Genomic DNA, 24,758 nt, shown 5'->3' with positions numbered 1-24,758 from the left:
AGCAAGATAATGGGGAGAAATCGAAGAGAAAATAATGAAAAAAGCAGGGTAAGTACCAGAATAATATAAATCCTCAGAAATAGAATAATCATTATGCAGGAAAATCCCGAGTTTGAGGAAAAAAAGGAACCGAAAGAAAGTGACTTCAAGGCTCCGGGGGAGCTTGAAACTGGTTATACGGAAAAGTCATGGGAAAAACCTGAGAAAACAATGGAAGAAAAAGAAGCCGGCGTAGAGCCTACCCCCCAGGAAGGAATAGAACCGAAAGAAAGCGATTTCAAGGCTCCGGGAGAACTTGAAACTGGCTATACGGAGAAATCATGGGAAAAACCTGAGAAAACAATGGAAGAAAAAGAAGCCAGAAAAGAAGAGGCCAGAAAAGAGCCCGAAGAGGAAAAAAGCACGGTTTATACAATGAAAAAGCGCCTGACTAAAAGTAAGAGCGACCGCATGCTCTTTGGAGTCTGCAGCGGGCTTGGAAAATACTTCGGGATTGACCCGACCTTTGTAAGACTTCTCTTTGTGCTCCTTGCCCTGGTAAACGGGATAGGGATCATCCTATATATTATTCTGGCAATAATCATGCCCTCGGAGGAGAGCGTTCAGATGGTGCCCGAAACCCGAAAGAGCAGTTAATGAAAAGACTCAGATAAAAGATTGGAAAACAGCATTTTGAGAGATTATAGTATGCCGGGAATTTCCATATTTTCAGTTCCGGTAGACTATTTTTTCTGTGTTTTAAATCTGACAGTATAGTGCCAGAGGTTTCCTTCAACTTTATCCAGGATAAGGCCAGCTTCTTCGCCTAACCTGATAGTAGTAGATTTTAAAGGGTAATCGGGATCAGGTAAAAATTCGGTTACTGCAAGAATTCCGCCAGGTTTCAGAACTCTTTTTATCTCCTTTAAAACCCTATTTTTATCAGGAATTTCCTGAAGAACTGTTATTGTATATACCAGATAGAAGGAGTTATCATCAAAGGGCAGGTTATGCGCATCTCCTTCTATAATCTTGATATTCCTGATATCTCTGTTTTCTGGCCTGGATAGTTTCTCCTTTAACTGCATTAACATTCCTGGTTGAATATCAAGAGCATATACTTCTCCTTTAACTCCAACAGTCCTTGCAACGAAGGTTGTAAACGCTCCGCTTCCGCATCCAACCTCCAGAACATGCATTCCTTCTTTTATCCCACTTCGATCTATCAATTTATCAGGGGGCTGCAGTTTTCTTCTAAAATCACTATCTAAAAAACGTCCCATAAATGGCGGGGGTGAAAGTTTATAAAATCTTTTTATAATCCTTATTGCAATTTGCAATAAAACAAAAAGACCTGAAGTTATCAGTAAAATCCTTGTAAATACCCGCATATTTAACCACCCTTATAGTATCAGCAGTCTCGATTTTCCTTACTTCTGAAACCTGTTTTTAAAACCTGTTTTTTACAATGAAGGTATAATCAAAAAAGACGTTGAAGATTATGGAATAGTTTATTATGCAACCAAAAGTGACTCCATGTTTGATGTGAGCACGGTCGGGTTATTGGGTACGCCTTAATTGTTTAGCGTCATTATTATAATAACTTTACCTGCTGTCTGAATTTCAGAATATAACCAAAAAATCATGAAATCCCATGATATTGAACAATTGCCCATCGACTTATCATATGCTATTTCATCCGCCGGGATTTAGAGGCAGGACTATTCCAATCTAAGCCTGGTCCGGCTGAAGCAGCGCCTGGTCTGAGCAGCCCTCCGGGGGTTGGCCTGGCTACAGTATAAAAATACGATAATAAGCCGGGCTACAGGTATGATTTTCATTGACGGTTCAGTAAGACATACGTTGTTTAAAGAGACATTATTTTAAAGAGGCGTGTAACACAGGCTTCAGAGAAAAGCTGTAGCCATGCGGGAAACCATTGCCGAAAAAAGAAAAAATCTAATTGAAAGTCGTGGGAATTTCAATAGAAAGCATAAGAACATCAGGAAGAAAGTAGAGATTTATTTACCAAAGATTAGTCAAAAGTAGGCAAGGAGAATAAAGCGGGCTCGAAGGGATTTGAACCCCCGACGTCTGGGTTAGAAGCCCAGCGCTATATCCTGGCTAAGCCACGAGCCCTGGTTGCTTGTTCTACTGCGGAATACGAAATGCGTCTTCTAAGATAAAAGCCTTTTGTATGAACGTCTTACTTGGGGCGGGATAAAATCTTAAAATATTTATGTGGAAGCGGAATTGTAATATATATTCAGTATATACCCGCTTTACATGGAGTGTTTCTTAAAATTCTCAGTATGGCAACTCTCCCAGAGTTAGGAGTATATTTAAGTGCTCTGTATAGAGCTTACATACTGCGAAGAGTGAAAAAGTTAAATGGGCTATTCGCTTGTAGATTAAAGACTGTACTGGATCGAAAGAGCCAGTTAAGTATTCAACAGGCAATCAAAAATTAAAAGGATGATTTGCAAATGAGTGATTTACTGATTTATTTAAACGGGAAATTTGTCCCCAAAGACGAAGCCAAAGTCTCGGTCTATGACCACGGTTTCCTCTATGGAGACGGTGTGTTCGAAGGCATAAGGGCATACAACGGGCGTGTCTTTAAGTTAAAGGAGCACGTCGATAGGCTTTATGACTCAGCAAAAGCAATCGCAATGGACATACCCGTCACAAAAGAGGAAATGACCGAAATAATCCTTGAGACCCTAAGGAAAAACAACCTCAAAGACGCTTACATCCGCCCCATCGTCTCAAGAGGAATCGGCGATCTCGGGCTTGACCCCCGCAAGTGTGAGAAGCCAAGCATCATCGTTATCGCCCAGGGCTGGGGAGCCATGTACGGCGACCTTTACGAAGTCGGACTCACCGGAGTTAGCGTCTGTGTCAGGAGGAATGCCCCGGATGCCCTGTCCCCGAACATCAAGTCTCTGAACTATCTCAACAACATCCTCGCAAAGATCGAAGCCAACGAGAAAGGAGGAGATGAAGCTATCTTCCTTGACCAGAACGGTTTTGTCTGCGAGGGCTCAGGAGACAACATCTTCGTCGTCAAGAACGACCAGGTCCTGACCCCCTTCACAATAAGCAACTTGAAAGGCATCACAAGGGCCACAGCCATCGAACTTCTGGATGAGATGGGATACAAAGTTATCGAAGCAAACCTCGGCCTCTTTGACCTTTACACAGCCGATGAGATCTTCGTTACAGGAACTGCAGCCGAATCGGCCCCCGTGACCAGACTCGACGGAAGAATCATAGGTACAGGCAAACCCGGACCCTTCACGATGAAAATGGTTGAAGCCTTTGAGAAAATAACCCAGAGCACGGGAACACCAATTTATAAATAAAAGCGTCTGCTCAGAAAAAGAGCACGACCCGAAGATAAAAACAAAAACTGCGGGATTTTCCCGCCAAAATCTTTTTTGACCGGAATCTTTCTCAATCAGCCCCACCGGGATCTATTTTTTTGAGGGCCGGAGTCTATTTTTTCGATATTTCGGGCCAGGCCTTCCAGTCAACCCCGTACACTTTTCTCCTGCACGCCCCGGTATAAAATTCCGGTTGTGAGAGAGATTACGGATACAAGAACAGATTGATATGCACCGGAAAATGCTATTAAGGGGAAAAATCCATCTGAAAACCGATAAGATTTCAGGTTGATTCTCATGAAACGCAAAGAATTTCGGGAACTTGTCCCTGTGGAGGAGGCGCGGAGAATAATAAACAGCCTTCGGATCCGGCCTGAGAAAGAAAGCTCAGCCCTTGAAAACGCTTACGGAAAAATCCTTGCAGAGGAGATAGTTACCGAAATTAATGTCCCTCCTTTCCCGAGAGCAACAATGGACGGCTACGCAGTCCGGGCAGAAGATACGTATGCCTGCAGTGAAACGAAGCCAGTAAAACTGAAGCTGCTCGGGAGTATCCCTGCAGGTTCGGACGCCCGATTCACGGTCTCGGCGGGAGAGGCTATGGAGATTGCAACAGGAGCCCCGATCCCTGAAGGAGCTGATGCTGTGGTTATGGTCGAGTACAGCTCCGAAGAAAATGGGAACGTATTCATCTCAAGACCTGTAACAGGGGGCGAAAATGTCATGAAAGCAGGCTCTGATATCCTGAAAGGGGAAAGAGTACTGCGGAAGGGGAGAAAGCTGGGCACAAGAGAAATCGGGGTCCTGGCTTCCATAGGGAAAAAAGAGGTTCCCGTATTCAGGCTGCCTGTAGGGATAATTTCAACCGGGAATGAACTGGTCACACCGGGAGAAAAACTGGCTTCAGGGAAGGTATACGACGCAAACTCTTACACCCTCTACGCAGGAGTTCAGGAATGCGGGGCTTTCCCCCTGCTTTACGGAGTCGTGAAGGATGACGAAATTGTGATGAGAAAAGCGCTTGAGACTGCAGTTTCGGAATGTGCCCTGATCCTGACTTCGGGCAGCACGTCTTCCGGGGCAGGGGATGTGATGTACCGGATAATAGACGAGGCAGGAGAGACCCTTGCCCACGGGATCAACATAAAACCGGGAAAACCCGTAGTCATAGGCATTGTAAAAGGGGTCCCGATTATCGGGCTTCCCGGAAATCCTTCATCTGCCTTATTGATCTTCAATGAATTTGTGGCACCTTTTCTGAGAAAATCCCTTGGAGCAGAGGCAGGAATCCGAAGAACGGAAGCCGGAATTCTGGGTACGACCCTCCGCTCCGAAGGGAGACAGCAGCTCCTCCCCGTAGGCCTGGTCCGGGGACGGGTTTATCCTGCCGACCGGGGTTCAGGGGCCATAACCTCTCTTTCCGAAGCCGACGGCTTTATAGAAATCCCGCCGGAGACCGAATTTATGGAAACCGGAACAGCTGTGGAAGTAACTCTTTTTGGAGAAGTTGAAAAGCCGGATCTGCTCATAGCAGGCGGGTTCTGCCCCGGAATTGACGTTCTTGAAGACCTTAGCGGACTTCGGTTCAGAACCCGTTACACCGGCTCAAGCGGGGGTTTCAGTGCAATTGCCGCAGGCACGGCAGATATCGCAGGCGTGAACATGCCCTCAAAGCGTCCGGAAGAACAAAAAGAGATCCTGTACAATATCCCGACAATAGAGAATGCGGGACTTTCTGAAGTAGTACTTGTCAAAGGGTACAGGCGGGAAGTGGGACTCCTTGTTCAGCAGGACAGCGAAATTTCCGGACTTGAAGCCCTGCCCGGTAAAAAGTTGATCAACAGGAATAGGGGTTCGGGCACAAGGGCTCTTCTTGAGCTGAAAATCGAGGAACTTGCAGGAAGAAGGGGAATAAATAAAAAAGAATTTACGGACTCAATCCCCGGATACGGTTCCGGAGCGAAATCCGAAGTTGCAGTCTGCGAGGCTGTGCTTTCGGGAAAGGCTGATGCCGGAGTGGGCATAAGAAACTGTGCAGAAAAGAATAACCTGAAGTTCATAAAATTTGCAGAAGAAGAGTATGATTTTCTGATCAGAAAAGAGGTTCTGGACACTCCTGAAGTCAAAAAGTTCCTTCAAACCCTGGGCTCCGCAGAATTCGCTTCAAAGCTCCCGATAGGGTTGCAGGTTTATGAGAGGACAGGAGAGATGATTTTTTTTGAGTGAACTATAACGCTAAATCTAAAGATTTAACGGGTTTTCCGGTTCATTTCTTTCTTTTTTGAAAATGAGGTTCCAGGCTCTTCCCTCACATTCCACAGGTATCATATTCCTATAGTATGTTAGCACTTTAAAAAAATAAAACTGCCTGGGAGCGAAGCCCCGGTTAAAATAAACCTTATCTCAGAAACTTAATTTCCAAAAATATATCCGTCTTTTATTCATTGAATTAAATAAAAAATATCGCGGAAAAAGTTCTGGAATTTGTTTCGCAGGACTCAGGAGTCGTGTCCGGGAAAAACAAACGAGATACAGGCTCCTCCAATTCCTCAGCTCTGAAATTTTGAAAATAGAAAACCGGCATATCCGGTCGATCTAGCGGACTTAGAGTATGAAAGCATGTTCCTTATTTGGGGGATATAAATGGGAAATGTTTTGAGGATATCACCAGCCATATGCGCATACCCTGACGATAAATCCGAAAACCTTCAAATAGAAGTCGTTCTTCCGGGAGTTGAAAAGAAAGATATTTCATTTAAGATCTCCGAAGATGGCTTTTATATAAAAGCTAGCAAAGAAGGAGTCGAGTATGCAGACAGCTATTCTATTTACTGCTCGGTAATCCCGGAAAAAGCAGTTGCTAGCTATTCGAACGGCATACTTAAAGTCACAGTGCCTTATCAACAGCCTTTAGAAAAATTAATTGATGTGAAAATCGAGTAAGACGAAAGTACGACAATCTTCTCCGGGGGATACGGGAGACTGACTTTACAGGCACGGGCTGTTCGGTTATAGAGGAAGTCGCAAACACAGCCAGAGGAACGAGAAAGTCAGGAGAACAGCAAAAAGGAAGAAAAACAACAAAAAAGAAAAAAGGGAACTAAAAATCGAGAACAGAACGTGATAAAGGAGACTGGAGATATGGATAGTATAAAAGTAAATGTTAGGTGGATCGATGGCTATTATGAGTCATTCGATTGCACAGAAGTTAGATTTGGTTTGGATCTTCTGTGGATGAAGTTGACCGATGACAGAAACCGGCATATTCCACTTCGAAGCGTACGCTGGTTTTCAGTTACACCGGAAAGTCGTGAAAGTAAAGTGACAACATGAAGTCGACTATATAAACGGAGACGAACGGAGTGCATTTGCTGCCATGCGCAGACTTTGCCTATCAATAGTTTCTACCATAGCTTTTTGATTCCATGGTTTTCATGGCAGCGATTGTTCAGAGCGATTGTTCAGAGCGATTGTTCAGAGCGATTGTTCAGAGCGATTGTTCAGAGCGATTGTTCAGAGCGATTGTTCAGAGCGATTATTTAGAGCGATTATTTAGAGCAATTACTCATTCTGAATTCGGTCACATGAGTCCTGCTTGCGACGCCCATCAAAAACTCTTTTTCAACAAACTTTAAATATTATTATAATTATAAAGATATACAAATGGCCAGGAATATCTCTACCGGAATATTTTTACGGTTCCCGAACCAGTAAATAAAACCATTCCATAGTTATATATATTGCATCCAACTATTCAGGATAAAATATCCAGATAACGGATCTGTTTTGGATCAAAAAAGGTTTGTAGAGACCGTTTGGGTGCGGTTTATTTTTCACATACAAAAGATCATTTCTTCAGTCCCGAAATCGGCAGGTTCCAGATGAGCAGCATACAGGAGCAAATACAGGAAGTAGAAGACGAAATTCGAAAGACCCAGTACAACAAGGCAACTTCTCACCACATAGGCAGGCTGAAAGCCAAGATAGCCCGTATGAGGGACGAAATTGAGAAGAAAGCCTCTTCAAAGGGCGGAGGAGAAGGTTACTCGGTCAAGAAATCGGGAGACGGTACCGTAACTCTCGTGGGCTTTCCCTCGGTAGGAAAATCCACTCTTCTGAATAAGGTTACGGGAGCAAAATCAGAGGTAGGAGCATACGAATTTACCACCCTCACCGTCGTGCCCGGCGTGCTTGAACACAAAGGCGCAACCATCCAGTTCCTTGACGTTCCCGGACTTGTAAAGGGCGCATCGTCTGGGCGCGGCCGTGGGAAAGAAGTAATTTCGGTCATAAGAAACTCCGACATGGTCATCTTTTTGCTCGATGTTTTCCAGCCCAAGCACTATGAAGTCCTTATGGACGAACTTTGTCAGGCAGGAATCCGGGTTGATGAGGTGCCCCCTGATGTCACCATCAAGAGAAAGGACAGGGGAGGAATCGAGATAAACTCGACAATCGACCTTGACCTCGATGAAGAAACCATAAAAGCCGTGCTGGACGAATACAAAATCCACAATGCCCATGTCCTTATAAGGGAAAATATCACTGTGGACCAGCTTATCGATGTAGTCCTGGGCAACAGAAGTTATGTCCGCTCCCTGACAGTGGTCAACAAAGTGGACCTTGCCTACCCTCAACTGATAGAAGAATGCCGGAAATTGTATCCCAAGTCGATATTTATCTCGGCTCATGAAGGCATTAACATCGAGAACCTCAAGGACTCGATCTACGACTGCCTGGGTTTTATCCGGGTCTACCTCAAACCTCAGGGACAGCCCGCAGATATGGAAGAGCCCCTTATAGTAATGAGCGGGACAAACATAGGCCAGATCTGCGACCGCCTGCACCGTGATTTCCGCAGGAAGTTCCGTTATGCCCAGGTATGGGGCCCGTCTGCAAAACATCCCGGACAGAGAGTAGGGCTTGAACATGTCATGGAAGACGAAGATATCCTTACGATAATCATCCAGAAATAAAAGAAAAAGGAAAGCGAAAGGGAAAAAAGAAACGACCTTTCGTATCTGTTCTTTCCACTTCACGTTTTTTGGTTACTCTTTAGCGGATCTGACTCATTTAACCGATCTTTTTGATTTTGCCAATTTTTTGATTTTTGTCGATCTTTTCGAGTTTATACACTCTTAAAGAGCCTGTATTGTCTGCGAATTGCCAGAGAAAACATTTCTCTTTCGGTCGTTTTCGGATTCGATCGAACCTTTAGCTTCAACTTCTTCCTCGAATTCCGCAGCATATTCATCCGGACTTTTCCTTGAGGACCGTTCAGGGACTTTCCTTTGAAGCTCAACCTTTACACTCGTTCCGATGCCACACCTTTTCTTTGCAGCCTCAAGAATCGCTGCGAGCATACCGGAGTAAGAAATATTGGCATAAGCTGCCATTTTTGCAAGGTGCCCGTCCCAGCACCAGCCGGGGTTCGGATTTACTTCAAGCAGTTTTGGCCTGCCTTCGGCATCGAGCCTCCAGTCAAAGCGGGCATAGTCACGGCAGCCCAACCTTGTAAAGAGAGAAAGGCAGCACTTCACAATTTCCTTTTCGGTCTTTTCAGGAAGGCCCGCAGGTACGGATTTGATCTTCCAGTAAGGAGAGTCAGGGAGCCATTTGGCTTCGTACCCGCAGATCCTGGGGAGGTCTTCAGGGACTGCGGAATAGTCTTCTTCCGTGATAGGCAGCACGGTACAGAAAGGCGGGTTTCCGATGATTCCGACACTGATGTCTTTCCCGGGAAGGAACTCTTCCAGCAGGAAAGGCTTGTCTGCCCCTATTTTTTCTCTTGTCTCTTTCATTATATTGAATATTTCTTCCCTGCTATGGACAATGCTTTTCTGCGTGATCCCGTAACTTGAGTCTCCTGAGTTGGGTTTTACCATCAGGGGAAAAGAGAGGGAAAGCCTAGAAACATCAGAATCCCCGGTAACGAGAACTCCTTTTGCCACAGGAATCCGCATTTCCCGGGCGACTCCCCTTACAAGAGACTTATCATAGCAGAAAGCAAGGCACTGGGGACCCGCACCCGTATAAGGGATATTGAACTGCTCAAGCAGGGCAGGAACATGGAGCTCTTTTGTGGGGTCGTTGTTAAAACCTTCATCGCAGAGGTTGAGTACAAGGTCAGTCTTTCCTGCCCTCTTTTTGAGGTCTTCGAGCAGGGTCTCGTGCCTGTCCATGAAAGTGAATTTCATGTAAGGAATCTCGGCAAGAGCCTTTTTCATCCTGTTAACGGTTTCGAAATCGTCATCGTCAAATACGCACGCAGGCTTGACCTGGTCTTCCTTTCTCGGGTCTCCGAGCACCACAACAACATTAAGGGGTTTTTTACTCTCAGCATTCTGAAGAGAAGAAGATAGCGACGGCCAGGCTTTCTCAACAGTTGCCGAAAGCAGGATTCTCTGTCCCATCATTCCTGCGTCCTGGGTCTCTGTTGATATGGGGCTGAAGGTTGTGTGAAAAGTAGGGCTGCTAAAACCTGACGCGGTAAGCAGCTCAAAAAGGCTTTCCCTGTTGTACAGCCTCTCAGCGTAAAACTGGTCTGCAATTATTCCCCGGTCGTTGCGGCATATAACCTCCCTGCAGATCAGGCGGTCACCATCAGAAGAAAGGGCTCTTTCCCTGCATACGAAGTACTTCCTATCCAGCCATTCCCATGATCTTGGCTGGAAATTCTTTTTCATATGGTCCCCATCTACGGCATCAATAAAGACCCTGCCCCCGGGCTTCAGTACTCTGAAAACCTCCTCAAGCACTTTTCGGTCATGCAGAGTGGAATCAAAATATCCGAAGCTGTTTCCAAGGATGGTTACCACAGAGAAAGTATCAGATGGGTAAGGCAGTTTTCTGGCGTCCCCTTCCCTGAACCTGACCTGCAGGTTTTCCTTCTGAGCCCTTGTTCGGGCTTTCCGGATAAGGTACTGGGACCTGTCGTAGCCTTCAACGTTTGAAAACCCCCTTCTTGCCAGTTCCAGGACATGCCTGCCCTGGCCGCAGCAAAGGTCAAGAACCATGTCTTCAGGGTCCAGTCCGAGAATGGAGACAAGAAGATCTGCCTCTTTCCTCGTAACTTCCATATCATCCAGAAGATCAGCATCGGTCTTGAGGTAAAGGGAGTTAAAAAGAGTCTGCCACCAGTCGGATCGGACATGAGGTTCAAGGTCATCAACGGGACCGAGGGTTTTCGTCTGTACGGTACCTTTAGCGCGTTTGCGCCTGGGATTTGAATCGGTAGTATTCTGGGTCATGATCTGATATCTTCCAGAAAAAAGTGTATGTGCTTTCAGTATATCAAGTTTATCGGAGGGTTGATTGCCCATTATATACTGAGAGGGTTGTCGAGCTGGATTTATTGAAGGATTAATAGGATTTAAAAGGATATTTAGAGATATAATAGGTGTTTTAGCTTTATTTAGAGAAATATTATTGCTTTTAAGGGTTAAAGGAATATAAAGTAAATAATAAGATCTAAAAATGAAATTAAAAGTCCAATTCTGGCGAATTCGATAAAAGAAAATGTTTCACCTTCTTTCTCAGCATTCTGAAGAATTATAACATTGCTTGCAGCGCCCAGGATTAGAAGATTCCCCGCAATTGTACTTCCAGCAGCAAGTGCCATCAGCTGTCCCTGAGAGACTCCGGTTCCCATTGCAGGAAGATAGAGCGCAACAAAGGGTACATTAGAAATAAGCTGGCTGAGTCCTATGCTGAGAGCCAGGATCATAGGAACCGAGCCTAATTGCGGAGACATTCTGCCGAGAAGTTCCTGGCAGGTTCCGGAAATCCAGACACTTTCCATAAGCACGAACATCGAAACAAAGAAGACCAGAGTTGTCCAGTCAATGTTCTTTACAACTTCGGTTCGCCTTTTACTGAGCAGCACTGGAGAAGCGGAGAGCAGGGAAACCCAGCTCAAACTGAAATCCCAGGCAGGCAAAAATTCCACAAGCAGGATCTTACAGGAAATAAGAGCCAGCAGGAGGGAAAGAGCCTTTTTTGAGATTTCGGCAAGTTCGGGATCGGAAATGACCTCTTCAGAATGGATTAGGGCCGGTTTTCCGAATTCCCGGCTGAAAAAAAACCTGAGTACTGCGTAAGCAAGTGTAAGGTTTATAAGAGTTGGCAGAGCAAGCGAGCTCAAAAAAACCACAAAAGGAGATTCCAGATTTCCGTCAATTGCGATCAGAAGGTTCTGCGGGTTTCCGATAGGACTCATGACACTTCCTGTGGTTATTCCGAAAGCCAGGGCAAAGAGCATGAGTTTGGGAGAGACCTCGTATTTCCGGGAAAAACGCAGAACAAGCGGGGTACCCATAATAGCAAGGGTGTCATTCATGAGGACCGCGGAGAGCAGCCCTGTGGAAAATATCACAAGCAGGACCAGTTGATCCGTATTCTTCGCCCTTGAAACAATCCGGCTCCCAAGCCAGGCAAGATATCCGCTCCTGTTAAGCGCTTCCCCCACACAAAAAGCCCCGAATAAAAAAAGGAGCACTTCCAGGTTAATTGCATGGAGAGCTTCCTGAGGCGAGATTTCCCCGAGCAATAGCACCAGGAGAGCTCCGAGGGTCATAACCTGCCAGATCTGTAGCCTTAAAGACCCGACCTGCCGAAGAGCGGTGAGTAAGAGAACACCAAGGAGGACGAGCACCGAAAGGTCGGGCGAAGACACAAAAGAAGATATCAAAGACTCTGCTGCCATAAATCCCGCAAGCTGATCGACATAAGTTTTTGAATTCTATTGATATAAACTTCGAATGTGATATGTTTGCAAGTATAAATTACCTGCGCTCGCACATACAGGCTCATGAAAAAGTAGTTCATGGGAGTAAGGTAGAGTACATTCCTAACAGGTAGCTAAGGGTATACGAAACGCTTAAAATGGACTGAACAATATTTCAGAACATGACGATATGGTTTCCTTTTTCTGCGACCATCCGGAAGGAAGAAAATTCTTATGTTTCAATCTGCCCCGAAGCGGATGTGATCTGCAGAGGGGAAACTGTTGAAGAAGCCATTGAAAACCTGAAAAAAGAGGTTGAAAAATTCCTGGGAGAAGAACTTCCCCAAGGCTTTTCGAAAATTGTGTATTATTGATTTCTGCGATCGAAGGTCAAATAAAAGAAAATTAGAAAAATTTAATATCCCACAACATAAAAAGAAAGAAATAAAGAGAATAAAGTGTATTTACAATGGCCAAGGTGATGAAGGGTGAAATCTTCCAATAGAAACATTAAACTTACAATAAAAGGAGAAAATGAGATATCTGTCCCCTATCTCGTAGAAACCCTTCAACATATTCAGAATGCTATCTATCAAATAGGAGATCATCTTGTTGGAAATCCTGCACGCCAGAAAGGAGATTTTCCGAAACCGGTAAAAGAATACTGTACATTACTTATTACAGAGCTAGAAAAAGGTAGTATCCACGCAACCATGGAAGTGGCAGACGGTCAGATACGAATAGAGAGCCTGCAAACACTCGGAGAAGAATCTTTATGCGTCACAGAAGATTTGCTGGTAGCTCTTTCAAAAGCTAATGTTTCTGAGGAAGATTTGCATAGCATAATTAGAGACCAACATAGAGTCAATAAAATTCTGAGAGAATTCTATTCAATGTGGCCTGATGAAGAAAGTAAATTAAGTATTAGCTTTGCTTTCGGGAAGGACAAAAACAGAGAATTGAACCCTAAACAAAAAGGAAAGATTGAATCTCTTCTTAATAAAGCTCCTGAAGAATGTGAGAAAGAAGTCTTTGGTAGATTGGTGGAAGTAAGAGTGGATAAAAAAAGGAGTATTCAGATAGATTCTGTAGAGGGGATTATAAAATGCAAGTATACTCCTGATATTGAAGACCTTGTTACTTCATCCCTGGGAAAGTTTGTAAGAGTTCGGGGAAAAACAAGTCCAACTTCAACCGGCACCTTTGTTCTGGAAATTGACCAAGAAAATTGTCTGGAGCCACTATCTCATTATAATCTTAGGTTATTCAAGAAGGACAATGTAATAAGAAAACTTGAAAAGGCAGTTAATATTGAATTATATTTCGAAAATGACTATTATATTGCTTCAAATGATGACTTAGGCCTACTCTCGGCTCAACCCACTCTCAAGCAAGCAATTGAAGGAGTTAAGGAAGAACTTACTGTCCTATGGTCAGAATATGTTGAAACTGAAGAAAACACACTAACAAAGAGTGGCAAAATCCTAAGAGATAAACTCTTGCAAATTGTGGGTGAAAGCTATGTCCAGCTATAAAGCAAAAGACATAGAAATAGCCTTATCAAAAAAAGGGTTTAAAATTCACAATTCCCATCACAAGTTATATCGTTATTATGATGGAGAAGAAAAAACCGGAATCCACACATTTATTAGTCATGGAATAAAGGAATATGGAGACTGCCTGTTGACAAAAATGAGAAAACAGCTACAACTCTCAAAAGAAGAATTTGCTGATTTAATCGAGTGCCCCATGACAGAAGAAAGACTACATGAAATATATTCGGAAAGAAAGCTGATTTAAAGAGAAGTATATACCTGAAACAAAAAAGAAAAGGGAAATTTCCCTATTAATCAACTCATATTTATCAGGTGCTTTCGGTCACATTTTAGTTTAACTTAATTTTTTCCATTAATCAGTGATAGCGCTTCAGTGGGAATATAGACCTTACCGGTTGCCGGAGCATAGACGACTATTCCCTCGAGCTCGTGGGTTACGCCGTCCTTGACAAGAATGTTCTTGTTTACCGGAAGTTCGGCATCTCCGATTTTGAGTACAGGGTTCGAAGGATCGGTCATATCCAGTGAATATTCGTCTTCATCGAGTTGCCCGTCCCCGTTATCTTCAGAAAATACCTCTCCGACTTCGACAAAGAGGTGCTCGTTTGTCTCAGCCAGGTCGAAGCGAAGTTTGTCGGCAATATATTCCGCAATTTCGGTATTATCCATGTACCCTGCAGGGGAATCGGGACCGTAAGCCCAGAGAGGGACGTCTTCTCCGCAGTGCCCGTGGGTTGTCCAGCCGATTACGGTATGGTTCCGGCTAATGACCTCGCTGATTGCGTAGTCAAGAGAGGTACCGTTATTTTTGAGGGCAAGAATTTCGTCTACGTCCTCGTCTGTGGCGTCAATGCCCCACCAGGTTTTCAACTGGGATTTGATGTTATCGTAAGAAAGATCCTCTCCTATTTTATTAGCCACTCCTGCCGCAGTGATATTCATGCCTTCAAGAGGATTTACCACGTCTTCTACACTGGTGTCATCATATTCCGAGTCATAATAACTCCCTATGGTCATCCCACCGGTGTTGTGGTCAGGGAAAACTATGACAAGGGTGTGTCCGTCTGCTTTGGCGAAGTCAACCGCGACTTTGACAGCTTCGTCAAAGGCCAGGAAATCGGTTACCTCATAAATGGGGTCGTTGGCATGCCCTGCCCAGTCTACCTGGCTGCCTTCCACCATCAGGAAAAAGCCGTCTTTATCATCAGAGAGGAGTTCGATGGCTTTTTCAGTCATATTGGAAAGAGAAGGTTCCTCAGGGGCAAACTCAGCGCGGTCGATGTCCGGCTGCATATGGCTGCTGGCAAAGAGCCCCCAGGTCTTCCCGGAACTCAGGGAAAGCATCTCGGTTTCATTGTCAACGTACCGGTAGCCCCTGTCGAGAAGGACTTCGGTAAGGTTTTCCCCGTCAGCTCTCTTGCCACCGTCGGCTTTGGGGAGGAGGTACTGAGAGCCGCCGCCGAAGACCACATCGATGTCTTCATACACCATCTGTTCCATGATTTCGCTTTCATTGTTCCGGTTATCAACGTGGGATGCAAAAGCTGCAGGTGTTGCATGGGTAATCCTGGAGGTTGCAACAAGCCCGGTAGCTTTGCCTTCGAGCTTTGAGCCTTCAAGCACTGTTGCAAGGGGGCTGTACTCTTCTGCCGGGTCTGCCACAATACTCAGCAGGGTGTCTTCTTCGGGACCGACACTTACGAAACCGTTAGTTGTCTTGAACCCGGTAGCAAATGCCGTTGCGGCAGAAGAGGAATCCGTGATAACGGAGTCGGCGCTGTAAGTGGATACAGTTCCGGCCACCATTTCATCAAGCTGCAGGGACTCTCCGCCGTACCAGCGTGCAAGGGTCTGGACACTCTGAGAGCACCCGTCAGGGACCATGACAATCACGTTTTTTATTTTGGCTTCCGACCCTGCAACAGGTTTGCAGTTAACGGAATCGTTGAAATCGGCATTGTTGTTCAAATTGCCTTTCACAGCCACTGCGGAACCAACATTTCCAAGCAGCAGAAGTCCTATAATCGAAAAAGTTAGCAAAATGTTTGTTTCCTTTTTCTCCATGAAAATTCCTCGAACTGAGAGCAGATTTTTTAAGAGCAGGTTATTAGGTTCATACCATACTCAGAGTTTAGATCTCAAATTCGAAGAGGAAGCCAGCTGTATTTGAATTTTTCACATATAAAATATATATCTGACGATAGACAATGCTGGAAAAGTACAGCTATATAACCCTATTTTGCAGTAAGTTGAATCTGGCAAAATATCCGTCTATATCCTTCTCTTTATACCTTATTAGAACCGTCAATGCATTCGCTTAATAGATTTCCCTGTAAAATCTTTGCATTTTATCAGGCACTGCTTCCTCTATTATAAACAATAACGGAACCCGGATTCTTTTGAGAATTATTCCGTGCCGTGAAGGTGTGGGTTAAAATATCAATCTTCACTCAAGTGAATCAAATAATAGATCTATCTGATCCGTATAGCATTATTCACCACACAGAACCGTTCCTGTCCCGCTCGACGCAGGAGAGCGGTCTTCCCCAAAAGACAATGAAGAGAAAAAAGAAAGAAAATAAAAACTCGAAAATAATAGCTGCTGGATATACTTGTGATTAAGAACGAAAACCAAGTAGACTAAAGAGAAAAAATTTTGGTCTTTATTTCTCTTTCAAATCTGTATTTGTTCTGCTTTTCTGCTTTTTGTGAAGGGCCGCCAGACAAGCTGGCGGGAGCGCTTATACTTATCTGAGAATTTAAATAATGTTCTCAGGGTCAAGAGAAGTATTCTTCGTACATGGGAGACGGTTCTAAATTCCGTTTCTCCTGGTGACGATATGAATTAGCCTGTTACTTTTGGCGTGGCAGATGAGCCGGCTTCAGCCCTGCAAGGAGTAGAACAGATAAACAAAAGATTCCAGCTTCGGATATTCTGAGCAATATCAACAGATTAATCAGGAACTATCAAAAAACCCAATCTCATAATTCTCGTATTAATCCGGTCTGAAAAAAAGAAAAAGAAAGGAAAGCTTACCAGTAAACCAGTAAACTTGTAACAGTTCCTTCCATGCCGGTAATCGTTCCCTGTCTGAACAGGTACTTTCCGCTCAGGGGCTGGCCAATTACAACATTCAGTTGTTTATCCTGAAGTGTAGCTCCTCCAGGCACACCCGTACAGTCTATATACACAGTCCCCTTGTCGGTGGTTTCAAAAACATTGAAAGCGTGATTAACTCCTTCTGCACCTACCCAACCGGCTTTTATACCGGCAGCTTCTGCACTGTCGTGAAGGGCTTTTGCAAAGTCACTGCAAACATATGTTGAAGTGTAGGGCTTTTCATCGGTCTTGTCAGCTTTCAAAAACGCTAAGAGCTGGTCGTAGGTAGGATTTACTGCATTGTTATAGTTTGTCAGGGTAAGGACTTCCCCATTTCCTCCAACCGTGCAAACATTATTACTACACAGTTTCACGGTAGTTGTGCCGGTTGCATCTGTTGGGGTGACAGGGGGGGACGGTATTTCCAGAGTCAGTGGTTCCGGAGTCAGAGCTTCCGGTGTCAGAGCTTTCGGCGTCAGAGCTTCCGGTGTCAGAGCTTCCAGTGTCAGAGCTTCCAGTGTCAGAGCTTCCAGTGTCAGAGACTCCAGATTCAGGGGTTTCAGAATTACAAATTGTGCAGTTCGAGTCTGGATACTGGTTACAAATTCCAGACCCGGTGCATTCTCCGGAATTACAGTTACTGTAATTCCAGCTTGAACACTGGTTGTAGTCTGGATACTGGTTACAAACTCCAGACTGGGTATTTCCTAAAGAATCACAATTTCTGGAGTTCCAGTCTGAGTACTGGTTACAAATTCCAGACCCGGTACATTCTCCGGAATTACAGTTACTGTAGTTCCATCCTGAATACTGGTTGTAATTTGAATGGTTGTAGTTCCATTCATAATTCGTATAATTCTTATAGTTATAATTTTTAGAGTAATATTTTCCATTCTGGCAAGAATAAGCAGCAGAAGCTGCCGAGGCGGTCAACAGTAAAATTATAAAAACACTTAGAAGTTGTAGTGGGGTTTTTGTTTTCAACTTCTTCATGAAAATTCCTCGAACTGAGAGCAGATTTTTAAGAACGGGGTTGGTTCAAATCATACTCGGATTTAAATCACAGATTTGAAAAGGAAGCCAGCTGTATTTGAATTTTTCACATATAAAATATATATCGTGCGAGAGTCGACGCTGGAAAAATGCGGCTATATAACCCTATTTTGCAGTACCTGGAATCTGGCAAAATACCCGTCTATATCCCTCCCCTCACCTATCATTAGAATTAATAAATGAAAAAAGTAAATAAGCCGTTGAAAACGGGAAAAAATAGAATGAAAAATTCCGAGAAGAACTTTCCCGGAGCTTTTTAAAAATTGTGCAACACTGGATGACCGTGTAGTACTGAACAACCATGTAGTACTGGACAAACGTGTTGCTGAATAATCCTGTTATTGATAACTGCATACTACGGAATAACTTAACTTTTGTGCCTCTCAGGCTTATTTTCGGAAAAATTCAGAAAACAAAAACCTGAAAGAAGGCTTTAAATCCCGGCTTTTACCGCATTCCAGAGCATTTCCATCTTATCAAGCGGCGTGTTCAGAGGGATTTCGCAGCCTGTAGCAAGGATAAACCCTTTTTCCGGGGCTGCGGAGAGACAGCTCTTTACCTCATGCTCGATCTCAACCCTGGAGCCTGTGAGAGGAACAGACGGGATGATATTTCCCATTAGGCAGATGCCGGCATCGGAGAATTCCTTAAACTCCTTGAAACAATGTCTCGGACCGCACCCGATGTTGTTGTGGTTATGAAGCTTTTGGCATTCGACTCCGTACTTCTTGCCCAGCAGCCTGACGTCCCCGAAGGCAAAGTTAAGGGCGTGGGGTTCAAGTTTCATCTCCAGGTCATAAAAGGCATGAGCTGCGCAGTTATGGGAGATTACGTATCCTCCTTCGGCTTTGATATGGTCATAGAGTTCCCTCGTATACGGCAGCATGAATTCTTCAGCCATTTGCGGGCTGAAAAGGTCCCCCGTACTTTCCCCGTTTTCAACAAAAATGCCGTCTGCTCCGGCTTCAAGCAGGGAATCGGCAAAAAGGATGCAGCTTTCCGTGAGTTTTTCCAGCAGGGAATGGAAATTGTCCCTGTCCTTCAGCATGTCGATGCAGAGCCTGCTCCCACCCATGACCTGAGATGCGAGCATCAGGGGAGACATGGTTGCCCCGGTGATAAAGGCCTCGTCCCCGATTTCCGTTCTGAGAATTTCAACCGATCCGGCAATGGTCTTCACTCTCCCGGACCTCTCGATATTATCGGGGTTTATCAGTTCATGCTCGGCTGCGGATTTGAGGGCATATTTCTCAACCGCAGGATAGGCATTTTCCTTTATGGATACCTTCGTCCCGAGCGCCTCGGCTTCCACCAGCAGGCAGCCCCAGGGGGACATCACATTGTCGTGGTGGTACATCTCCCGGGCAAGGATCTGTGCCTTTGCAATCCCCTCTGCAGAACCGTAGGCATCCCTGAGGCTTGCAACCATCCGTTCCAGCACTGCATGCCCGGCCCCGAACCACAGGTAGCCGTACGGGACTCTGTCAACATCTTTTCCTTCGAGTGCGTTAATAAAACGCTCCCTTGAGGTCATTTCCGCTTCCATAAAATATCTCCTTTTTTTAAGCTTCCGGATATCACTATAAAAGTAGTTTTATAAATACCACCCAGATTTCAGGCAAAAGAAAAAATCCCGAGGAGGAAATTTGACCAGTTTTCAGCCCATAAAGAGGGCGAGAAGAGCAAAATGAATAAAAAAAGAAGTAAAAGAAAAAAACTTCCGTTTTTCTTCAGGGTTTCCTGATTTCAATATAACTTTTTCACCTTTTTGTATACTTCATTGATGTGATAATTCCATGAGACAGTCCCTTTTGACAGAGACAGCCCTTTTTGACAGCGCCCACATCAGACAAGTGAAAGGACCTCATAAGGAACGTAGACCTTATCGGTTGCTGGAGCGTAAACAACTATTCCGTTGAGTTCATGAGTAACTCCGTCCTTAATAAGAAGATTCTTGCTCACGGGCAGTTCGGCGTCTCCGATTCTCAGCATAGGGTTTGAAGGATCGGTCATATCCAGCAAATACTCATTTTCATCGAGTTGCCCGTCTCCGTTGTCTCTTGAGAAAACCGCATCTGCTTCGACAAATAGACATTCGCCGGCTTCTCTCAGGTCAAAGCCCAGTTCTTCAGAGACGTATTCCGCAATTTCGGTATTATCCATATGTCCTGAAGGACTGTCAGGGCCATAAGCCCATAGAGGGACATCTTCTCCACAGTGCCCGTGAGTGGTCCAGCCGATAACGGTGTGATTTCGGCTGATTACCTCGCTTATGGCATAGTCGAGAGAAAGGCCTTCTCCATTGTTATAGAGCTCGAGAATCTCAGTGACATCAGCATCGGTTGCATCAATGTCCCACCAGGTTTTCAGCTGGGATTTGATATTTTCAGGAGAAAGATCTTTCCCTATTTTTGCCGCAACGCCTATGGAGTTAAGCTTCATACCTTTGAGAGGCTCAATAACGTCTTCTGCGCTTGTGGAATCATATTCGGAATCGGAATAACTCCCGATAGTCATGCCGCCGGTGTTGTGGTCCGGGAAGACCAGGACAAGGGTATGCCCGTTTTCTTCAGCAAAGTCAACTGCGACCTTAACAGCCTCGTCAAAAGCGAGGAACTCGGTAACAGCATAAATAGGGTCATTGGCGTGGGTTGCCCCGTCTATTTGACCGCCTTCCACCATGAGGAAGAAGCCATCTTTATCCTGGGAGAGCAACTCGATGGCCTTTTCAGTCATCTCCGGAAGAGAAGGCTGAGCAGGGGCAAAGAAGGGACGGTTTATGCTCGACGCCATATGGCTGCTGGCAAAAAGCCCCCAGGTTCTGCCGGAACTGAGGTTCAGCATTTCGGCTCTGCTGTCGACATACTGGTATCCCCTCTCAAGAAGAACCAAGGTCAGGTTTTCTCCATCAGTCCTCTTTCCCCCTTCAGCCACAGGTATGAGATAATTGGAACCGCCCCCGAAGACCACGTCAATATCTTCGTAAACCATCTGTTCCATGATCTCGTCTTCATTGTCCCTGTCATCGACATGAGAAGCAAAAGCTGCAGGTGTGGCATGGGTGACGCGAACGGTTACAACAAGCCCCGTAGCTTTGCCTTCGAGCTTTGAGCCTTCAAGCACTGTTGCGAGCGGGCTGTATTGCAGTTTTTCTGGAGGGATTTCCAAGGTGCTTAAAACGGAATCTCCTGCCGGGCCGACGCTTATAAACCCATTTGTTGTTTTATACCCTGTTGCAAACGCCGTCGCAGCAGAAGAGGAATCCGTGATAACGGAGTCAGCACTGTAAGTGGATACGGATCCGACCATCATTTCGTCAAGCTGCAGAGCTTCCCCGCTGTACCATCGGGCAAGAGTCTGGACACTCTGGGAACAACCGTCCGGGACAAGGACGATAATATTTTTGATATTGGCTTCTGAGTCTGCAGAAAATTTGTAATAGGCATTAGCACTGAAAGCGGCATTTTGGTTCAGAAAATCTCCCGATGCCACTGCCAGAGCAGCACTTTCGAGAAGCAGCAGGCCGATAATTGAGAGAATAAAGAAAACATGTGGTTTTTCGATTACCATAGAATTACCTCAGACTTGAGATCAATTTATTAAAAAACGTTTTTAAGAGCAGTATTCTCTGACCCTACTCAAAATTTTAGAGTTTAAACCTGAAATAGGAGCCATAAGTATTTTAAAATAGCACCTTCAAAAAATATAAAAAACTACATAAGAAATGAGAAAATACGTCTAATCAACCATATTTTAATCACGACAGTATACCGAAATATTTACCTTATATTATTCCCTCTCAGCTTCCATTAGAATCATAAAGGGTTCAGAACCAGGGTTAAGAACCGATGGACGAAATAAAAGAAGAATGAAAGAAAGTCAGAATAAAAAGCTAGCTTTACCTGAAAAATCCTGTAAGATTCGGAGTTAAGAAGTAATAACTGTGAAAAATTAAACACAAAACAAAGACAAAAATCTGGAGTATTACAATACATGACAGAAACATTTACATTTTCTGCAATGGTAAAAAAAGAGAATGAGCAGTACGTATCCTCATGCCTGGAACTGGAAATATCAAGCTAGGGGAAAACGATTGAAGAAGCAGTTTCGAACCTGAAAGAAGCAGTTGAACTTCATATAGAGAAAGAGAGCATCGTCCTTCCGATAAAGCGCCCGTTTCTGACAACGTTTAAAGTGGCAGGGAAAGACCCCGGAGAGAAAAAAGTTCGGTGAAGAAAACGTTGTGAGAAGAAGCTCAGAGGCACTAACATCCTTTTTTGCCGAGTCCCCCAACACAGCAAGCCCTGAAGATATGCTCCCCCAAGCATATTGATCCAGAGCAGGATCAATGGCCCCCAAGCAGTTCTTTTTATACTATACCCTACTCACTTCCCAACTCCACAACCATAACATTATATCATTGATTATTTTAAATTAATTATCCAAAATTTTGTTTTCAAACAAAAATTAATTTATCTTTGAAAAATTCAAAGCGAAATAACTCCTTAAGGATAAAGATCCGGCTACCAGACTCTGAACTGCAACCTGTAAAATCAGTATAAAGTGCAAGGCAGGGAAATAGAGAAATAAAGAGTAGAAAAAGGAGTGAAAAACTAGAATAGAGCGAAAAAAACGAAGTAGAAAAGACAGAAGAAAAACAGTTTCAGAGGAGCCCGGAGGTGCTGTATTCGTTTGCTGCGCCCTCAACACAGCAAGTCCTGAAGATATGCTCCCCCAAGAATATCGGTTCAAGCAGAACCAGCACCTCCGGGCGGTTTTTTAGGTGGCAGATTATATTTGTAGATTATCCCATTTTATTTCCAAACTCCAGTACATACTAATAGCGGAAATTATTTTAAATTAATTATATCAAAAATTGTTCTGTTACAAAGTATTTTGTATTGCAAAAAGTTTCAAAGCCAGCATAAATTATTCCCTGATTCTGATTTTTAACCAGAAATACTCAGAAAGAGTGTTACATAAAAGAGCAAAAAAAAGTACTGACAATACAGCAAAAACCACTAGAAAGTATGCAAAAACAGGGCGGAAGCGACAAAATAGAATGTAAACGGATTCGGAAGCCCTGAAAACAAATATTGACCGTAAGAAGAAGCCCGGTGTCACTCTTATCCCTTACCGCATCCCCCAACACAGCAGCTCTGAAAATATATTCCCATCAAACATACTGCCAGAGCAGGAACAGGTAACTCCGGGCAATTCTTTAACAATCCGCTATAACTTCGCTATTCGATCTTCCCTATGTCTTCCAGCTCCATCATATAGAAAGAATATATGATACTTTAAGTTAATTATATGAAAAATTCTTTCCAAACAAAAAATATGGTCAGGGAAAAAGTTTCAACGCCAGCAAACTACATTTTAAATAATTATAGATATAACATCAAATACCGCAAAAAAGTCCGGAGCTGGCACAAAAATTAAGTACATGAATTAAGCTATAAGTAAAAGCTTTCACGCACAGTCCTGTAGGGTAGTGGTCAATCCTTCGGGCCTTTGGAGCCCGGGACAGCGGTTCGAATCCGCTCAGGACTACTAATTATATTTACTTCTAGTCAACTACTATTTTTTAAAATACCATATGATCAAAGCGAGCCTGGATTTTATTCTCCATTAACTGTAAATGCTGCCTAATAATAGGGACAATGGAAAGTTTTATCCTTTAAGAATTTTTTGACAAATTTGCTGTAGCATTTCTTATATTGTCCTTACTCTTCCTGCTCAGGAGTCCAATCCTAAAGCCCGAAAGCGCCCTTGTTATCCTTGTTATAATGGGACTACTAAAAATCAAGTATTGTTTATGAATTTATATTCTTCTTTTTCTTCCTGATCCCTCTGGTTTTCAAGTTCATTTTATATTCTAAAGATAAATAATAATATAAATCAGTAGTTAACAACGGTTTTTAGGGAAGTTTTCATCCCCTCACAAACTGCTGGGAATTCGACAAGTATAAAAATCCTTTTGAAAGTGGTACGAATATGAATCATCACTACGTACTCTACTTTAGTGAAATTGATAAAACCAGTGGGAAAAGAGTGGGAGGTAAGGGCGCTAACCTCGGGGAATTATACCGGGTCCCGGAAATAGAAGTCCCCCCAGGTTTCTGTATTACTACAGATGCCTTTGATGATTTCGTAAACACGAGCCAGGAATATCAGAACCTGCTGCATTCTTTGATGCTTATTACCGGAGAATCCCGGGTAGAACTTCAAACAATTGGCGAACGCCTGCGTTCCCATCTGGAGAGTCTGGAGATGCCTGCTCCCATCCAGGATGAAATTCTCCAGGCCTGGCAGATCAGCGGCAGCCACTATGCTTACGCAGTGCGTTCCAGCGCCACTGCTGAAGACCTGCCGGGTGCTTCTTTTGCCGGCCAGCAGGATACCTTTCTCAATGTTCAGGGGAAAGCCAATTTACTGTATAGTATCAAAAAATGCTGGGCCTCTCTATTTTCCGACCGGGCTATTATATATCGGAGCCGGAATGGTTTTCCCCATGATAAAGTAAAACTGGCAGTGGTAGTTCAGCGCATGATCTTTCCCGAGGTTTCGGGGATCATGTTTACTGCCGACCCGGTAACAGGCAACCGCAAGATTGTTTCTGTTGATGCCAGCTTTGGTCTGGGAGAAGCCCTGGTATCCGGTTTGGTCTCGCCTGATCTCTACCGGGTAAAATCGGATAAAATAATTCATAAACAGATAGCTCGCAAGGAAGTAGAAATCCGTGCAAGTAAGTCGGGCGGAACAGTCAGGGAAGATATCGAAGAGGAGAGAAGGACTTCCCAGTCTCTATCTGAAGAAAATGCTCTGCAATTGGCAAGAATCGGACAGCGTATCCAGGAACATTTCGGAAGTCCTCAGGATATAGAGTAGTGTCTGGCTGAAGGCCGGATATTCATCCTGCAGAGCCGGCCGATTACCACCCTTTACCCCCTTCCTCT

17 protein-coding genes and 2 tRNA genes are annotated in these 24,758 nt (G+C 44.2%); 11 read left to right on the top strand and 8 right to left on the bottom strand.

All coding sequences use genetic code 11. The annotated features are described in order from the left end of the window. Positions 1-93: 93 nt before the first annotated feature. A complete protein-coding gene (locus tag ACSAZL_RS00160) occupies positions 94-636 on the top strand; it encodes a PspC domain-containing protein (RefSeq protein WP_440946750.1) in 543 nt (180 codons plus the stop codon). 86 nt (positions 637-722) lie between these two features. On the opposite strand, the gene ACSAZL_RS00155 is transcribed toward ACSAZL_RS00160, so the two are convergent. Next, positions 723-1,370, bottom strand: coding sequence for a class I SAM-dependent methyltransferase (locus tag ACSAZL_RS00155; protein WP_440946749.1), 648 nt, complete (start codon positions 1,368-1,370; stop codon positions 723-725). Between the two features lie 673 nt (positions 1,371-2,043). Beyond that, a tRNA-Arg gene (locus tag ACSAZL_RS00150) sits at positions 2,044-2,118 on the bottom strand. A gap of 347 nt (positions 2,119-2,465) precedes the next feature. Between ACSAZL_RS00150 and ilvE the strand changes: the two genes are divergently transcribed. The 4 genes from ilvE (at position 2,466) to ACSAZL_RS00130 (ending at position 8,341) form a co-directional block, all read left to right on the top strand. Beyond that, positions 2,466-3,344, top strand: coding sequence for a branched-chain-amino-acid transaminase (gene ilvE / locus ACSAZL_RS00145; protein ID WP_440946748.1), 879 nt, complete (start codon positions 2,466-2,468; stop codon positions 3,342-3,344). A gap of 318 nt (positions 3,345-3,662) precedes the next feature. Next, the gene (locus tag ACSAZL_RS00140) at positions 3,663-5,591 is read left to right on the top strand and encodes a molybdopterin biosynthesis protein (protein WP_440946747.1); all 1,929 of its coding nucleotides are present in this window, start codon (positions 3,663-3,665) and stop codon (positions 5,589-5,591) included. A 417-nt stretch (positions 5,592-6,008) separates the two neighbouring features. Then, on the top strand, positions 6,009-6,308 hold the full coding sequence (locus tag ACSAZL_RS00135) for an Hsp20/alpha crystallin family protein (RefSeq protein ID WP_440946746.1): 300 nt from the start codon (positions 6,009-6,011) through the stop codon (positions 6,306-6,308). Positions 6,309-7,246: 938 nt separating this feature from the next. Beyond that, a complete protein-coding gene (locus ACSAZL_RS00130) occupies positions 7,247-8,341 on the top strand; it encodes an OBG GTPase family GTP-binding protein (RefSeq protein ID WP_440946745.1) in 1,095 nt (364 codons plus the stop codon). A 162-nt stretch (positions 8,342-8,503) separates the two neighbouring features. On the opposite strand, the gene ACSAZL_RS00125 is transcribed toward ACSAZL_RS00130, so the two are convergent. Both ACSAZL_RS00125 and ACSAZL_RS00120 read right to left on the bottom strand, forming a co-directional pair. Beyond that, complete coding sequence (locus ACSAZL_RS00125) at positions 8,504-10,615, bottom strand: methyltransferase domain-containing protein (protein WP_440946744.1); 2,112 nt, start codon at positions 10,613-10,615, stop codon at positions 8,504-8,506. Positions 10,616-10,806: 191 nt separating this feature from the next. Beyond that, entirely contained in the window at positions 10,807-12,069 is a 1,263-nt protein-coding gene (locus tag ACSAZL_RS00120; protein WP_440946743.1) for an anion transporter, read from the bottom strand. 203 nt (positions 12,070-12,272) lie between these two features. Between ACSAZL_RS00120 and ACSAZL_RS00115 the strand changes: the two genes are divergently transcribed. The 3 genes from ACSAZL_RS00115 to ACSAZL_RS00105 all read left to right on the top strand — a co-directional run bounded on the left by ACSAZL_RS00115 (position 12,273) and on the right by ACSAZL_RS00105 (position 13,890). Next, positions 12,273-12,464 carry a type II toxin-antitoxin system HicB family antitoxin gene (locus tag ACSAZL_RS00115; RefSeq protein WP_440946742.1) on the top strand — a complete coding sequence of 64 codons (192 nt, stop codon included), beginning with the start codon at positions 12,273-12,275 and terminating at the stop codon, positions 12,462-12,464. A 114-nt stretch (positions 12,465-12,578) separates the two neighbouring features. Then, on the top strand, positions 12,579-13,625 hold the full coding sequence (locus tag ACSAZL_RS00110) for a hypothetical protein (protein WP_440946741.1): 1,047 nt from the start codon (positions 12,579-12,581) through the stop codon (positions 13,623-13,625). Further along, on the top strand, positions 13,603-13,890 hold the full coding sequence (locus ACSAZL_RS00105) for a hypothetical protein (protein ID WP_440946740.1): 288 nt from the start codon (positions 13,603-13,605) through the stop codon (positions 13,888-13,890). The genes ACSAZL_RS00110 and ACSAZL_RS00105 overlap by 23 nt, the downstream gene beginning before the upstream one ends. 95 nt (positions 13,891-13,985) lie before the next feature. Here the strand turns inward: ACSAZL_RS00105 and ACSAZL_RS00100 are convergent, their stop codons facing one another. Further along, positions 13,986-15,710 (bottom strand): alkaline phosphatase, encoded by a 1,725-nt coding sequence (locus ACSAZL_RS00100; protein ID WP_440946739.1) that lies wholly within the window; start codon positions 15,708-15,710, stop codon positions 13,986-13,988. Between the two features lie 969 nt (positions 15,711-16,679). Further along, complete coding sequence (locus tag ACSAZL_RS00095; RefSeq protein ID WP_440946738.1) at positions 16,680-17,120, bottom strand: hypothetical protein; 441 nt, start codon at positions 17,118-17,120, stop codon at positions 16,680-16,682. Between the two features lie 7 nt (positions 17,121-17,127). Between ACSAZL_RS00095 and ACSAZL_RS00090 the strand changes: the two genes are divergently transcribed. After that, positions 17,128-17,403: a hypothetical protein gene (locus tag ACSAZL_RS00090; protein ID WP_440946737.1), complete on the top strand. Its 276-nt coding sequence runs from the start codon at positions 17,128-17,130 to the stop codon at positions 17,401-17,403. Between the two features lie 829 nt (positions 17,404-18,232). Here ACSAZL_RS00090 and ACSAZL_RS00085 read toward each other — a convergent pair. Both ACSAZL_RS00085 and ACSAZL_RS00080 read right to left on the bottom strand, forming a co-directional pair. Then, the gene (locus tag ACSAZL_RS00085; RefSeq protein WP_440946736.1) at positions 18,233-19,345 is read right to left on the bottom strand and encodes a uroporphyrinogen decarboxylase family protein; all 1,113 of its coding nucleotides are present in this window, start codon (positions 19,343-19,345) and stop codon (positions 18,233-18,235) included. Between the two features lie 299 nt (positions 19,346-19,644). Next, positions 19,645-21,369, bottom strand: coding sequence for an alkaline phosphatase (locus tag ACSAZL_RS00080; RefSeq protein ID WP_440946735.1), 1,725 nt, complete (start codon positions 21,367-21,369; stop codon positions 19,645-19,647). A 1,910-nt stretch (positions 21,370-23,279) separates the two neighbouring features. Here ACSAZL_RS00080 and ACSAZL_RS00075 point away from each other — a divergent pair. Both ACSAZL_RS00075 and ACSAZL_RS00070 read left to right on the top strand, forming a co-directional pair. Next, a tRNA-Gln gene (locus ACSAZL_RS00075) sits at positions 23,280-23,352 on the top strand. A 444-nt stretch (positions 23,353-23,796) separates the two neighbouring features. Beyond that, a complete protein-coding gene (locus ACSAZL_RS00070; RefSeq protein WP_440946734.1) occupies positions 23,797-24,690 on the top strand; it encodes a PEP/pyruvate-binding domain-containing protein in 894 nt (297 codons plus the stop codon). Positions 24,691-24,758 lie beyond the last annotated feature (68 nt).

The organism is Methanosarcina mangrovi (genome assembly GCF_052057765.1).
Classification (GTDB): domain Archaea; phylum Halobacteriota; class Methanosarcinia; order Methanosarcinales; family Methanosarcinaceae; genus Methanosarcina.
The sequence above is the reverse complement of the archived record's forward strand: the minus strand, read 5'-3'. Positions and strand labels throughout refer to the sequence as shown.

What these genes read in the sequence shown, in the direction of transcription:
- ACSAZL_RS00070 (WP_440946734.1), top strand. Translation starts at nt 23,797, where the DNA reads ATGAATCATCACTACGTACTCTACTTTAGTGAAATTGATAAAACCAGT.
- ACSAZL_RS00160 (WP_440946750.1), top strand. Translation starts at nt 94, where the DNA reads ATGCAGGAAAATCCCGAGTTTGAGGAAAAAAAGGAACCGAAAGAAAGT.
- ACSAZL_RS00100 (WP_440946739.1), bottom strand. Translation starts at nt 15,710, where the DNA reads ATGGAGAAAAAGGAAACAAACATTTTGCTAACTTTTTCGATTATAGGA.
- ACSAZL_RS00155 (WP_440946749.1), bottom strand. Translation starts at nt 1,370, where the DNA reads ATGCGGGTATTTACAAGGATTTTACTGATAACTTCAGGTCTTTTTGTT.
- ACSAZL_RS00115 (WP_440946742.1), top strand. Translation starts at nt 12,273, where the DNA reads ATGACGATATGGTTTCCTTTTTCTGCGACCATCCGGAAGGAAGAAAAT.
- ACSAZL_RS00120 (WP_440946743.1), bottom strand. Translation starts at nt 12,069, where the DNA reads ATGGCAGCAGAGTCTTTGATATCTTCTTTTGTGTCTTCGCCCGACCTT.
- ACSAZL_RS00080 (WP_440946735.1), bottom strand. Translation starts at nt 21,369, where the DNA reads ATGGTAATCGAAAAACCACATGTTTTCTTTATTCTCTCAATTATCGGC.
- ACSAZL_RS00125 (WP_440946744.1), bottom strand. Translation starts at nt 10,615, where the DNA reads ATGACCCAGAATACTACCGATTCAAATCCCAGGCGCAAACGCGCTAAA.
- ACSAZL_RS00085 (WP_440946736.1), bottom strand. Translation starts at nt 19,345, where the DNA reads ATGGAAGCGGAAATGACCTCAAGGGAGCGTTTTATTAACGCACTCGAA.
- ACSAZL_RS00135 (WP_440946746.1), top strand. Translation starts at nt 6,009, where the DNA reads ATGGGAAATGTTTTGAGGATATCACCAGCCATATGCGCATACCCTGAC.
- ACSAZL_RS00140 (WP_440946747.1), top strand. Translation starts at nt 3,663, where the DNA reads ATGAAACGCAAAGAATTTCGGGAACTTGTCCCTGTGGAGGAGGCGCGG.
- ACSAZL_RS00130 (WP_440946745.1), top strand. Translation starts at nt 7,247, where the DNA reads ATGAGCAGCATACAGGAGCAAATACAGGAAGTAGAAGACGAAATTCGA.
- ilvE (WP_440946748.1), top strand. Translation starts at nt 2,466, where the DNA reads ATGAGTGATTTACTGATTTATTTAAACGGGAAATTTGTCCCCAAAGAC.